The 12068-nt window shown below is 44.8% G+C and carries 11 protein-coding genes; 5 read left to right on the top strand and 6 right to left on the bottom strand.

Features of this window, described 5'->3' with window-relative positions; all coding sequences use genetic code 11:
• Positions 1 to 3: 3 nt before the first annotated feature.
• Positions 4 to 480 carry a hypothetical protein gene (locus EPX21_RS15080; RefSeq protein ID WP_166670781.1) on the bottom strand — a complete coding sequence of 159 codons (477 nt, stop codon included), beginning with the start codon at positions 478 to 480 and terminating at the stop codon, positions 4 to 6.
• 467 nt (positions 481 to 947) lie between these two features.
• Here EPX21_RS15080 and EPX21_RS15075 point away from each other — a divergent pair, with 467 nt between their 5' ends.
• From EPX21_RS15075 to EPX21_RS15060, 4 genes are read left to right on the top strand one after another with little or no spacing between them, the layout of a single operon-like run.
• Positions 948 to 2894 carry a glycosyltransferase gene (locus tag EPX21_RS15075; protein ID WP_134090521.1) on the top strand — a complete coding sequence of 649 codons (1947 nt, stop codon included), beginning with the start codon at positions 948 to 950 and terminating at the stop codon, positions 2892 to 2894.
• Positions 2884 to 3504, top strand: a complete 621-nt coding sequence (locus tag EPX21_RS15070) for an HAD-IIIA family hydrolase (RefSeq protein ID WP_134090520.1) — start codon at positions 2884 to 2886, stop codon at positions 3502 to 3504. Before EPX21_RS15075 ends, EPX21_RS15070 begins: the two co-directional genes overlap by 11 nt.
• Positions 3467 to 4963 (top strand): D-glycero-beta-D-manno-heptose 1-phosphate adenylyltransferase, encoded by a 1497-nt coding sequence (gene rfaE2 / locus EPX21_RS15065; protein WP_134090519.1) that lies wholly within the window; start codon positions 3467 to 3469, stop codon positions 4961 to 4963. The genes EPX21_RS15070 and rfaE2 overlap by 38 nt, the downstream gene beginning before the upstream one ends.
• Complete coding sequence (locus EPX21_RS15060; protein WP_134090518.1) at positions 4963 to 6039, top strand: glycosyltransferase family 9 protein; 1077 nt, start codon at positions 4963 to 4965, stop codon at positions 6037 to 6039. Before rfaE2 ends, EPX21_RS15060 begins: the two co-directional genes overlap by 1 nt.
• Here the strand turns inward: EPX21_RS15060 and EPX21_RS15055 are convergent.
• The 4 genes from EPX21_RS15055 to EPX21_RS15035 form a co-directional block, all read right to left on the bottom strand.
• Positions 6022 to 6984 (bottom strand): glycosyltransferase family 9 protein, encoded by a 963-nt coding sequence (locus EPX21_RS15055; protein WP_134090517.1) that lies wholly within the window; start codon positions 6982 to 6984, stop codon positions 6022 to 6024. The genes EPX21_RS15060 and EPX21_RS15055 overlap by 18 nt on opposite strands.
• A gap of 2 nt (positions 6985 to 6986) precedes the next feature.
• Entirely contained in the window at positions 6987 to 7970 is a 984-nt protein-coding gene (locus EPX21_RS15050) for a glycosyltransferase family 2 protein (protein WP_134090516.1), read from the bottom strand.
• A 9-nt stretch (positions 7971 to 7979) separates the two neighbouring features.
• On the bottom strand, positions 7980 to 9746 hold the full coding sequence (locus tag EPX21_RS15045) for a carbamoyltransferase C-terminal domain-containing protein (protein WP_134090515.1): 1767 nt from the start codon (positions 9744 to 9746) through the stop codon (positions 7980 to 7982).
• A 733-nt stretch (positions 9747 to 10479) separates the two neighbouring features.
• Positions 10480 to 10716 (bottom strand): hypothetical protein, encoded by a 237-nt coding sequence (locus EPX21_RS15035; RefSeq protein WP_134090513.1) that lies wholly within the window; start codon positions 10714 to 10716, stop codon positions 10480 to 10482.
• A gap of 119 nt (positions 10717 to 10835) precedes the next feature.
• Between EPX21_RS15035 and EPX21_RS15030 the strand changes: the two genes are divergently transcribed.
• A complete protein-coding gene (locus EPX21_RS15030) occupies positions 10836 to 11801 on the top strand; it encodes a TIGR03885 family FMN-dependent LLM class oxidoreductase (protein WP_134090512.1) in 966 nt (321 codons plus the stop codon).
• On the opposite strand, the gene EPX21_RS15025 is transcribed toward EPX21_RS15030, so the two are convergent.
• Positions 11798 to 12067 (bottom strand): MarR family transcriptional regulator, encoded by a 270-nt coding sequence (locus EPX21_RS15025; protein WP_134090511.1) that lies wholly within the window; start codon positions 12065 to 12067, stop codon positions 11798 to 11800. The genes EPX21_RS15030 and EPX21_RS15025 overlap by 4 nt on opposite strands.
• Between the last annotated feature and the right edge of the window lies 1 nt (position 12068).

Here is a 12068-nt window from a genome sequence, read left to right as displayed (position 1 = left end):
AATTCATGGTTGTATCTCGCCTATGCGCAGCAGCTGGGTAACTAAGTTGTGGCTTAGTACAGCTGTGAGCGCAAAGGCAAGGTGCGCGAGCAGTAGACTGATATAAAAGTGTGTGGTTATGCCATTGGAGATGAGGCCTCTTTTCAAACAGATTTTTGCCAGAAAGATACTTAAAAGCCCATGGGCAATACCGAATAACAACGCGGTGATCACATCGGGCTTTCCTACACCAATTTTCCAAAGCAAATAATAACAGCACACAAAAAAGATTCCTATGAGATAACAAGTGAGCAGGCCTAACTTCAAGCGGTAGTTTTCGCCTCTTGTATTTGCCTCGCCGTTTCGGCGTTTAATTAATAAAAAAGTAAATAACTGCGTAACGGTCACTCCACTTTGGCTTATAATCACGTACAGTTTTTGTACAAGTATAGTAAAAGCGGTAGCAAATACGCCGGCTAATATGAGTATGATATAAGGCATTGTATAGTCCTTTTCTATACAGCCCATCAATGACTGTTCCTTTATTTAAACGGAATTGGAAAGAGACGATCGTCGATGCCTCTGCTCAAAAGCGGTCTATATATCTGTTTTAGCGAACAGACTTATTTACTTTTTAGGACAGTATGAAAACCAGACCAGTTTTATCTCCCCATTTTATTATCTGGGAGCAAAAAATTCTAATGTTATGCTAATGTAACGACTAGTAGCTATTTCTTTCCTTGAATATAGGAAACGGCAGAGATGTTAAGTTTTGGGTATGCCTCTTGTTTCGTTACAGGAAACGAAGGTCGCAAAAAATTAATTATTAGTATTGATTTCTATTCAATTGTTAAGCAGTATAAGCAATAATATGAATGGGATAAGGCCCTCGCGATACTATGTAAAAGTCTAAAAAATATGAAAGCCGATCACATGTCGTGTAAGTTGCCCAGGTTATTCAAAACATTATGAAGAAAAGAATTGCATTTATAAGTGAACATGCGTCCCCACTTGCTATGTTGGGAGGGACAGATAGTGGCGGGCAGAACGTATACGTTACCGAACTCGCTAAACAGCTTGCAAAAGACGGTTATGCCATTGACATTTTTACGAGGAGAGATAGTGATAAGCTGCCTCGAATTGTTCAGTTATTCCCAGATGTCAGGGTTGTGCACGTCGATGCAGGGCCACCGCACAGCGTGCCGAAAGAAAGGCTTTTTGAATTTATGGATGACTTTCAAGCAGACATGGCAGGGTTTATTCAGGCTGAACAGCTAGATTACCAATTAATACATGCCAATTTCTGGATGTCCGCTTGGGTAGGGCTTTCCCTGAAAGAAACATTTCATATACCGCTGGTGGTCACATTCCACGCTTTAGGAAAAGTCAGAAGACTGCATTTACAAGGAGAAGATAAGTTTCCAGAAGAGCGGTCGGCTATTGAAGAGAAGATAGCCCGAGGGGCCGATTGTATTATCGCAGAATGTCCACAAGACAAACAGGACCTCATTAATATGTACCATGCAAATGCGCAACGCATAGCGGTTGTTCCGTGCGGCTTCAATCCGGTAGAATTTTATCCTATCGATAAGATGTATGCGCGGATGGTACTGGGGCTTAAAAGTGAAGAGAAAATTATTTTGCAATTAGGCCGAATGGTTCCCAGAAAAGGCGTTGACAATGTTATTTACGCGTTGAAATATCTGAAAGACAACTTTAAGGTGAAATTGCTGGTTGTTGGCGGAGAGGGAGATCGAGAGCAATTTATGGCGAGCGCTGAGCTGAAACGATTGCAACGCATTGCCGAAGAGGAGGGCGTTTCGCCTTACGTCGACTTTGTGGGACCAAAAAAGAGAGAGGATTTGAAGTATTATTACAGTGCGGCTGATGTCTTTGTGTCCACCCCATGGTATGAACCTTTCGGAATTACACCACTAGAAGCTATGGCCTGCGGAACTCCGGTGGTAGGATCTAACGTAGGCGGAATTAAATACAGCGTTGTTGAAGGCGTGACGGGTTATTTGGTGCCACCGAAAAAGCCAGCCGAGCTGGCGAACAGATTACGGAGAATTTTGAAGTCGGAAGGGAACGTAATGGGTATACAAGGCATTGAACGGGTGAATCACCTATTTACATGGGAAAAAGTAGCGAAGGCTGTCATGACCATATACGAATCGCTTATTGATCCAGATTTCCTAGACTATAAAGATGAATCTCAACTTGTGGCGCATGCGTTTGAAGAGGCGGCTACTGCTTTTCAGTTTTCTGCTGCTTTACTGTCACCGGCGATCTTAGACGCAGGGCGACTGATAAGTAAGAGTTTTAGTAAAGGAAAAAAGATGTTAATATGCGGTAACGGCGGTAGCGCGGCGGAGAGCCAGCATTTCGCCGCCGAGCTTGTAGGCCGCTTTGATATGGAAAAAAGGCCGGCGCTTCCTGCCATTCCATTAACGGCGGACACCTCGACGCTGACAGCTTGGGCAAATGATTTCTGCTTTGAAGAAGTATTCGCCAGACAGATAGAAGCCTTGGGCACAGAGGGAGATATTCTATTTACAATCAGTACAAGTGGCAATTCGGATAATGTGCTGAAAGCTATTGGAAAGGCAAAGGAACTCGGCATGATCTGTATCAATCTATTGGGCAAAGAAGGAGGAGCGGCTTACGCTTACGGAGACATCAATATTGTGGTCCCATCGGATAGTACACAGCGCATCCAAGAAATACAATTACACGTTATCCATTCGCTTTGCACATTAATTGAGCAGCGCCTGTTTTCGTCTGAAGGTTCATCAAAGGAGAAAGAAGCCTTAGCGCCTACCAAACGGATCATAAAAAACAGAGAGGAGAGGTTAGGATACGCTGTACTAAATACCAACGCGTACTATTTAACGAAGCAACATCATGCAAGCTAGCAAAAAGGCTATTTTTCTAGATAAGGACGGAACTTTAATTCCCGATATCCCTTATAATGTTGACACAAGTAAAATTACACTCGAAAAAGGCGTAGTCGAAGGTCTTCATCTGCTAGCCGAACAGGACTTTAGATTTATTATCGTAACCAATCAGTCGGGCATTGCAAAAGGTCTTTTTACGGAAGACGCGATTTTTGAAGTAAAAGCAGCGCTGGCACAACTTTTTGCCAAAGAAGGGCTGCCTCTCTTCGAAGGGTTCTATTTCTGTCCACATCATCCGGAGGGTGTTGTTCCGCGTTTTTCGTATTCATGTACGTGCAGAAAGCCATTGCCCGGCCTGTTAGAGCAGGCTGCAGACGATCACCACATCTCATTAAGCCGGTCTTGGATGTTTGGCGACATTTTAAACGATGTGGAGGCAGGGAACCGGGCCGGATGCAAATCTATATTAATCAATAATGGGAATGAAACGGAATGGATAGATGATGGTCTTTACAGAAGGCCGTTTTTTGTCGCATCCGATTTTCTCGAAGCTGCTAATAAAGTAGTGGCCTATTCAAAAATGTCAGATTATGAGCCAAAAGCTGCTAGAATTAATACATCAATTTGAGGATAAAAAAGTCCTTGTCGTCGGTGATTTCATATTAGATGTTTTTGTATATGGCGGCACGAGCCGCATATCACCCGAAGCACCTGTGCCCGTTGTTGACGTGCAGGAGAAGGTAGAACGTTTGGGAGGCGCTGGTAATGTGGCTGCAAATTTGCAGTCGTTGGGTGCTTCCGTTTTTCTCTGCAGTGTTGTTGGGGAAGATCTTTTTGAGTCGCGCGTAAAACCCTTGTTAAATGAACACAAAATTCAGGCACAGTATTTAGTGCATGATGATGAGCGACTAACAGAGGTAAAGACTCGAATAGTTGCCGATCAGCATACGCTACTGCGGTTCGATGAAGGCGATCACTGCTCGCTGAACGAATCCTCGGAGTCGCTTTTGATTGATCTTTTAGAAGAAGCTTATCAAGGATGTGACGCTGTCATAATAGCTGATTACGAGAAAGGTGTTATCAGTGAACGCGTGATCGCTTCACTGGTTCAATTACAAGAGCGTTTTCCCAAATTCGTGGCGATTGATTCTAAGCGTTTATCGTCGTTTAAAGCGTTGCAACCCGATTTAGTAAAGCCTAATTATAAGCAGGCGATCAGTTTGTTGGGTTTATCCCCTGGTAGCGACCGGATTGCACAGGTAACGCAAGCTTCTAAGCGACTTCTGGAAGAGACAAAGGCAAAATGTATCGCACTTACACTGGATGCTGACGGTGCCGTTTGGATGGAAGAAGCCAAGAAGCCATTACACTTTCCTATAGCGTCCGTTGCGCAAGCTGACGTTTGTGGCGCGGGAGATACCTACCTAGGAGCGGCAACGTTGGCACTTATATCCAATGCCGAGCAGGCAGACGCTGCGCAAATTGCCGAGATTGCCTCTCGGTGCGTAGTGGAAAAGTCGGGCACTGCCGTTTGTACAAGAGTTGATCTGATTGATAAAATCGTCAATAAAACGAAAGTGCTAGATTCTGAGCCGCTTTTGGCTTGCCTCATCGAACAGCTTAAGGCTAAAAACAAACGGATCGTTTTTACCAATGGCTGTTTTGACATCATGCATTGTGGCCATACGCATTATTTGCAGCAAGCCAAGAAGCTGGGCGATGTATTGGTGGTAGGAGTAAACTCGGACGAAAGTGTTGGACGGTTTAAAGGCAAAGGGAGACCTATCAATGTGCTGGCAGACCGCATGCATGTACTGGCGGCATTTTCATCGGTCGACTATATTATTAGCTTTGGCAATGAAGAGGACGGAGATAACCCCGCAAATTTGATACGCGCTTTAAAACCCGACGTGGTAGTAAAGGGAGAAGATTATAAACATAAGCAGCTGCCTGAATTAAAAGCGATAAATGAAGTTGGCGCAGAGTTGGTATTGTTGCCTTTTACACATGGAAAGTCGACTACCAACATTATTAGACGCATTCAAGGAAATTCCGCGCCGAACCAATTAACCAAATTGAAAGCTTAATGAACACATGGCAGGGCTGTAAAAATATTTTAGTTGTAAGGGCCGATAATCTGGGGGACGTACTGATGTCGTCGCCCGCTTTCAGGGCACTAAAGGAAAGCTTTGGCTGTCGCATTACACTGTTGACGTCTAGCGAAGGGTCGAAAGCGGCCTCGTTATTACCGATGGTAGATGAAATGATAGCGATCGATTTACCGTGGGTGGGCTTGAAACAAAGCAGCAATATCGAAGGAGTGAACGGTTTAGTGTCGCGCTTGCGTTTGGCTTCTTTCGACGCCTGTGTGATCTTTACGGTTTATAGTCAGAGTGCCCTGCCTGCCGCCATCATAGCCTGGATGGCCGGTATTCCGAGGCGTTTAGCATATTGCCGCGAAAATCCCTATGAGCTGATAAATTATTGGGTTCCTGAAAAGGAGCCTTATGAAGTGATTAAGCATCAGGTAGAGCGAGACTTGGATCTAGTTGAACGTGTAGGCGCGGTAACGGTAAACAGGAAAATAGCTATAGCGATCGAAAAGGAGGCGTTCTCTCGGGTAAAATCCAAGCTTCATCAGTTAGGGATGGATGGCACAAGGCCATTTGCCGTTTTTCATCCAGGCGTGAGCGAAGAGAAGCGAAAATTTCCGGAAGAGCTATGGATTCAACTTGCAGCGGAATGGAGAGCCGTACTGGACGCGCCGATAGTCTTTACCGGTTCCGAAGGAGAAAGGCCGTTGACAGAGCGCCTGAGTCGTCAGTTAGGAAGGGACGCTTATTCGACTGGTGGACTTTTCTCCCTTGAGGAGTTTGCAGCACTTTTGAAAATGTCAAAATTAGTCATATCGGTCAATACCGCTACTATTCATTTGGCAGCTGCGGTCGATACTCCTCAGGTCGTGCTCTATGCACAAACCAATCCACAGCACCATCCGTGGATGGCTACGGCGCATATAATGGAATACAGCATTGATGAGCGAGTCAAAAGTAAAAACGAAATTATCCGTTACGTGGATCGAAAGTACTATGCCGATTATTTACCACTGCCGGCGGTTAGCGACATCGTCAAACGCGCCTTGTCGCTATGGCGAATTGATTAGATCATTGAAGCTTTGAAGAACTTCTTCGAAGTTCGGCTTCTTTTGGCAATCGATGATATATTGCTTTCTAGGATGTAAAGGCCCCCATCTGTGCGGCTCGCCGTCCATGCTGATGACAACGGCGGGTATTCGCAGCGCATATGCTATATGCGCTACGCCCGTACAGTTGGATACTAAGCCTTTAGCATGCCGAAGCAAGAGTGCAATGTCGTCTAAATCGGTCTGTCCCATCAATATCAGAGGGGGACGATCCATATGTGCCGCCAGTTCGTTAGCTATGGACTTTTCCTCTTTTGTACCGGTTATGGCAACTTGAATACCCTTTTCAAAACATTGATTGCCCAGCTGCGCGAAATATTTTGGATGCCACCTGCGCGTTATGCCGCGCGCTCCAGGATGTATGCAGATAAAACGATCAGGCGTTAACTCAAATTTGTTTAAAATATCGCTGTCTGTCTTTCCGATAGGAAACTCAAGCTCATTACTTTTTATGGGAATCCCTAGGTGTCCGATTAATGATAAATGCCTTTCAATTTCATGTAAATCTTCCGGATAGGGGATAAAATAATCTTCATTTGGCCTAAAGTAGGATGCTTTATAAAATCCGGCCACCTTTTTTGCACCAAATAAGGCGACGAGTGGATTTACGTAGGTGCCGTTCCCCTGCATTTGAAGCACTAGATCGAAGGCCCGCTCTTGCATTTGCTGCAAAAAGGTAAGGACTCGTTGCGGTTTAACAGCCTGCTCTGGCAGCCCCGGATAACCCGAAAAGGGAATGAATTCGTCGATATAGTTGTTGAAACGACGTTGTAGATGCTCGGTGCCGGGCAATCCGATCCAGGCAATATGCGCATCGGGATAGGCCTCTCGGAGCGAACGAATGGCTGGTATGGCGCATAGAAAGTCGCCTAATTGCAAGGCTCTGAATATTGCTATTGATTCCATTTTCAGAACTTTATATTATAAACCGTGCGATATTTAACTGCGCCATAAATCTGCCAAAATATGGATAAATAAGGTATTAAAATAGAAGTAAAAACCATTTCTGTAACATGAGCAAAAGATTTGCTAGTTCCACTTAAACGCATAAAAACAAACTTTAGTGTAAGAAACAACCAAATGGCCAGGCTGGCGAAAAAGGCCCATTTCAAATTCGCCGACCAAAGGATAATCATTGATATTAGAAGAAACAAAAGGCTGTAGTACAGGGCGTTAACTGGATGATTAATCTTTGTTTGATACAACGTCGGAAATTTCTTGGCCAGTAGCGCATTGTACACGCCTTTTTTCTGGTCTTTGATGCTGACACCCCATTTCGCTTTTCTAGCCGGATGAATAACAACGGCCTTTTTCAGTTTAACGATCGGTATTTGTGCGCGGAGGAATTTGAAGTGTAGGTCGCTATCTTCCCGCCACGCCATTTTAAAGCGTTCGTCAAAACCGCCAACACGGTGTAACGCCTTTTTAGTGCAAATACAATTTGCTGTGATGAACTCAGCTACCTCCAGTTGGGCGGTGTTTTTTTCGAAATCTGTTGGGTTTTCTGGCGTTGGTACAACGACCGACCCGGTGTAGACGATTTCCTCCTCGTCCTGGTAGGCATCGACAATCTCTTGCAGCCAAAGCTGATCGGGGATGCAGTCGTCATCAGTGAATGCAATGAGGGTACTATCGGCATGTAACCATCCTTTATTCCGCGCAGCCGCGGGGCCCATTTTGCAGGCCGTGTATAGGTAGGTCAGTCTATCTCCGAAAACCGGATGTAACGTTGCAATGAGGTCTTCGGTTTCTTTGTCATATCCGTCGCCAACCACAAGGATGTGAAACAAGTGCCGATCAAGCGTTTGTCTTGACAGCGCCTCCAGGCATCTCGCTAATAAGGCGGGTCTTTTATAGGTCGGAATGACCACCGACAACTTAAACTTCGTCATATCTATCCATTAAAAGTTTATCGAATTCTCATCAAGTGTCATTTTCTCTTGCATATTGACATAGTCCTTTTGAATTAGAAAGGAGCCGATGATTAAGGCATCAAAAGGAGACGACCAGAAGCATTCGATGGCGTCGCGCGGTGTGCACACGATCGGCTTCCCTAAAGTATTAAAGGAAGTGTTAACCAATACGGGTACGCCGGTTTTCCGTTCAAAAGCCTTAATGAGGTCATAGTAGAGGGGATGTTGCTCTTTGTTCACCGTTTGGATACGCGCCGTTCCATCGGTATGTTTTACCGCTGGAATCTGGTCTGCCTTATCTGGCATAACGTCATAAATGAACAGCATAAAGGGCGACTGTTTTGCGCCTACAAACCAGTCTTTGGCGTCCTCTTCTGTAACAACAGGCGCTACGGGCCGGAAGTCTTCGCGATCCTTTACTTCGTTCAGCTTAGCCTGCATCTCGGCATGTAAGGGAGACGCTAAAATCGAACGGCTTCCGAGCGCTCTTGGTCCATATTCCATTGCTCCCTGAAACCAGCCAATGATCTTATCCTGTGCAAGCAAGGTCGCCGTCTCTTCGGCCACGTCGAGCATTTGGGTATAAGGAACCTTGTTTCGTTCAAGTACCTTCCGGATATCATCATCCGAATAGGCGGGCCCCAGATACACATCGTGCATGATATATGTTTTCCGTTCATCTCCTCTTTCCTCCCGATCTTTTATCATAGCGGCGCCTAATGCCGTCCCTGAATCTCCTGCAGCTGGCTGAATCCATATGTTTTTAAAAGGACTTTTATCCCTTATACGGGCGTTTAGCACGCAGTTGAGGAATATGCCTCCTGCCAAGCAAAGGTTCTCTTCTTTTGTGGTATCGTAAAACCAATTTACCAGTTCCAGTACGCTTTCTTCCAGAACATATTGTAAGGAACGCGCAATATTAAAATGATGAGCCGTAAACGGAGCATTCTTGAGACGTTTAGGACCGAATCGTTCATCAAGTCGAAGATCCTTTATCTCGTACTTACCGTTGCCGGTCAGTTTTACAATCTCTCTAAACTCGTCAACAAACAGGGGCTCACCATAGGAAGCCAAGGCCATTACCTTATATTCATCCGACGAGCGTAGAAATCCGAGGTGCGTTGTTATGTCTTCATACAGTAAGCCCAAAGAATGTGGCAAATGTACCTGTTGTATTAACTCGAGGTTGGTACCATTCCCCTTATAGTAAGAGCTTGAGGCCTTTTCACCGCGACCGTCCATAACGAGTACGGCGGCTTTTTCAAATGGAGAGGGGAAAAATGCACTAGCCGCGTGGGAAAGATGATGATCCACAAAATGCCAATTCCAGTCGTGAATGGTCGCGTTTAAATAGGAACTCTGCAGATGATGTGGATAGCCGTCAACCAGCTGCCGAGGAGCGTTGATGATGGAGGAGAGAAACAAGTTGCGCCAAGGGTCGGGATCGTTGTCATGCTCCGTGTTTCTATAAAAAGGTATTTTTGCCCAAGGTGTTTTTTCCTCCTGCGGCGCTATCAATAGTGCGGGATCGAATGAATAGGCGATATGATCGACATCCCGCAAGGTTATACCTGCTTTTTTTAAACAGAAATCGATCGCATGGTAAGGTAACTCATAAGTCGAAAAGGGTATGGGGCGTTTGCCATGCTTGATCTGCGTGAAGCGTTCGTCTTCAGCAGCAGCAATTAAATGCCCATTCTCGATCAGGCAGGCTGCCGAATCGTGGAAAGCAGCATTGATTCCTAAGGTGTACATATATTTTGTTTTTGGATTTAAATAAGAAACGGATTTCATATACAGTGCCACTTCCCGGCTATTGAAGTTTTACGCTAAAAGTCGACACTTTTATTTTGATTACACCGCTCCCGCCTAACGGGCAATCAGTCTTTCTAGTCGAATAGATACAACGGTATGCACTTTTTAGGACACTTATAAAATGCTGCCAATATTGCTTTAATTGTAACAAAGAGTGCAGGCCATTGGTTTGCCACCCGTCTATGAACCCAGTACTTAATAGGTTCGATAGTTGTATAAATTAGTAAGATTGTGGCGTTATGGAATTAAAAGTGTCTATATTAAAAATCTTAAGCAAAAGATACGATTGTCTTACCGTTTTTGAGTGTAGCTGTAAACAGTACGAATTGAGGTTTAAGACGGATCGATTCGGCAAGTCTACAAACGCTTTTTTGAGTAGGCGAAGAGCTAAGGGCAACTTAAAGGGAGTCGGGTATACGCGGCCCATAAGCGGCGACTACCGAAGAAACCTGTCCGAGGGCCACTGGATACAAAGAATAAATATAACTGGTTAAAATCTAATTGAGAAGCTATGTTTGCACCTATTTTATTTGGAATTATCTTTTTGCTGGCTATCGGCATTGTGTACTATTTTTATAAAAAGCACTAGACGATCGGATAGGAAACAGCGGGCTCCGATATTGTTCAACACAGACATCGGAGCCCGCTGCTAATCGCTTGTTATTTAGCGGTACTAGTCATGTCCTTCCGTTTTTACGATTTTATTATAAGTTCCTAAAATTAGGAAGGGAGCAGCCCATTGTCCCACAAACAGCGCCGTGTGCTTTTTGCCTAAACATTTCAGTACTAGTGATACTCCCATAGAAGCTAGGGCAGCACACAGAAATAATTTGGACGGAAGTTTCGCTGTTTGATTCTCGATAGCTTTAGTTGTTTCGCCTTCTTTATGGCTGTTTTCATTGGTATTCATGTTTTCCTCCTTTTATAAATGTTTTAAACTTTTATAAGTTTTGCAGAATTGATGCCATAATGAGCACCGGCAGGTTTTTAATAAAGGCACAGAATATGCACTTAGCAAAATAAACAAAAATGCAAACTATTGCCTATCACGCATCACATGAGCAGTTCAGCCCAAGCGATTTATTGTATTGGGCCAAATTAGCAGAACAATCCGGTTTTACCGCCATTCACTGTTCCGATCATTTTCATCCATGGAGTGCGATACAGCAGCATAGCGGTTATTCTTTTGCATGGCTGGGTGCAGCCATGCAGGCAACCTCACTTCCGTTTGGATTAGTCTGCGCTCCGGGCCAGCGTTATCATCCTGCTGTTGTTGCACAAGCCATTGCGACATTGACTTCTATGTTTCCTGAGCGACTGTGGGTAGCTTTGGGAAGTGGTGAGAACATCAATGAGCATATCACGGGAGATATTTGGCCAACTAAAAAGTGTCGGAACCAGCGTTTGGCGGAATGTGTAGCGGTGATTCGTGAATTATTAGCAGGGAAGAAGGTTAGTCATGAAGGTAGCATACGAGTCGACAAGGCTAGGCTCAATACGCTGCCAAAAAAACCGGTTTCCCTCCTGGGCGCGGCAGTAAGCGCGGAGACGGCCGCTTGGGCTGCCACTTGGGCAGATGGTCTGATCACCATTAGTCGGCCTTATGAAGAGCTGAAAGAAGTAGTAGCTGCTTTCAGAGAAAACGGCGGAGAGGGGAAGCCCATGTTTTTAAAGGTTCAGTTGTCATATGCCGCTTCTAACGAACTCGCACTGGTGAATGCTTACGAACAATGGAAAAATAATTTGTTGAAACCGACACAGTTGAGCGACGTCGCCACGGTGGAAGAGTTTGATGCACTTGGTGCGTCGATTACGATGGATGATGTGCTGGCGAAAATTAGGGTGTCGAGCAGTTGGCAAGATCACGTTGAATGGTTGAATCAAGATTTATCGCTCGGTTTCGAGCATTTGATTCTTCATAACGTAAATATTTATCAGGAAGAATTCATCAGCGATTTCGGTAAGTTTGTATTACCTGAATTGAGAAGTAATTAGCCTTTGTCCTGGATGGTATCTACTTTGCCGTCCAGCCCCTCTAAGAAGCTTATTCCCAAAGCGTTTATCTCTAGCATCTTATTGGGATAAGCACAATCGTCATCAATGTCAACGGACAAAATGTACCCTTTCTGTTCCAGTGCGGTTGCCGCGCTGGCGAGGGTGCTGGGAGGCATCTGCATTTCTTCTGCAAACTTGCCTATGGAACCAACAGACCATCTTCTTAATAAGCGAAGGAGCTGTAATGCGTTTGAATCTAGGTACATA

Origin of the sequence: Olivibacter sp. XZL3, from assembly GCF_004368405.1 — a bacterium.
Taxonomy (GTDB): domain Bacteria; phylum Bacteroidota; class Bacteroidia; order Sphingobacteriales; family Sphingobacteriaceae; genus Olivibacter.
This window is presented reverse-complemented; position numbering and strand designations above follow the sequence as displayed.

Bases quoted from the DNA above. Each gene is read 5' to 3' on its own strand.
- EPX21_RS15080 (WP_166670781.1), bottom strand. From the start codon at position 480: ATGCCTTATATCATACTCATATTAGCCGGCGTATTTGCTACCGCTTTT.
- EPX21_RS15075 (WP_134090521.1), top strand. From the start codon at position 948: ATGAAGAAAAGAATTGCATTTATAAGTGAACATGCGTCCCCACTTGCT.
- EPX21_RS15070 (WP_134090520.1), top strand. From the start codon at position 2,884: ATGCAAGCTAGCAAAAAGGCTATTTTTCTAGATAAGGACGGAACTTTA.
- rfaE2 (WP_134090519.1), top strand. From the start codon at position 3,467: ATGAGCCAAAAGCTGCTAGAATTAATACATCAATTTGAGGATAAAAAA.
- EPX21_RS15060 (WP_134090518.1), top strand. From the start codon at position 4,963: ATGAACACATGGCAGGGCTGTAAAAATATTTTAGTTGTAAGGGCCGAT.
- EPX21_RS15055 (WP_134090517.1), bottom strand. From the start codon at position 6,984: ATGGAATCAATAGCAATATTCAGAGCCTTGCAATTAGGCGACTTTCTA.
- EPX21_RS15050 (WP_134090516.1), bottom strand. From the start codon at position 7,970: ATGACGAAGTTTAAGTTGTCGGTGGTCATTCCGACCTATAAAAGACCC.
- EPX21_RS15045 (WP_134090515.1), bottom strand. From the start codon at position 9,746: ATGTACACCTTAGGAATCAATGCTGCTTTCCACGATTCGGCAGCCTGC.
- EPX21_RS15035 (WP_134090513.1), bottom strand. From the start codon at position 10,716: ATGAATACCAATGAAAACAGCCATAAAGAAGGCGAAACAACTAAAGCT.
- EPX21_RS15030 (WP_134090512.1), top strand. From the start codon at position 10,836: ATGCAAACTATTGCCTATCACGCATCACATGAGCAGTTCAGCCCAAGC.
- EPX21_RS15025 (WP_134090511.1), bottom strand. From the start codon at position 12,067: ATGTACCTAGATTCAAACGCATTACAGCTCCTTCGCTTATTAAGAAGA.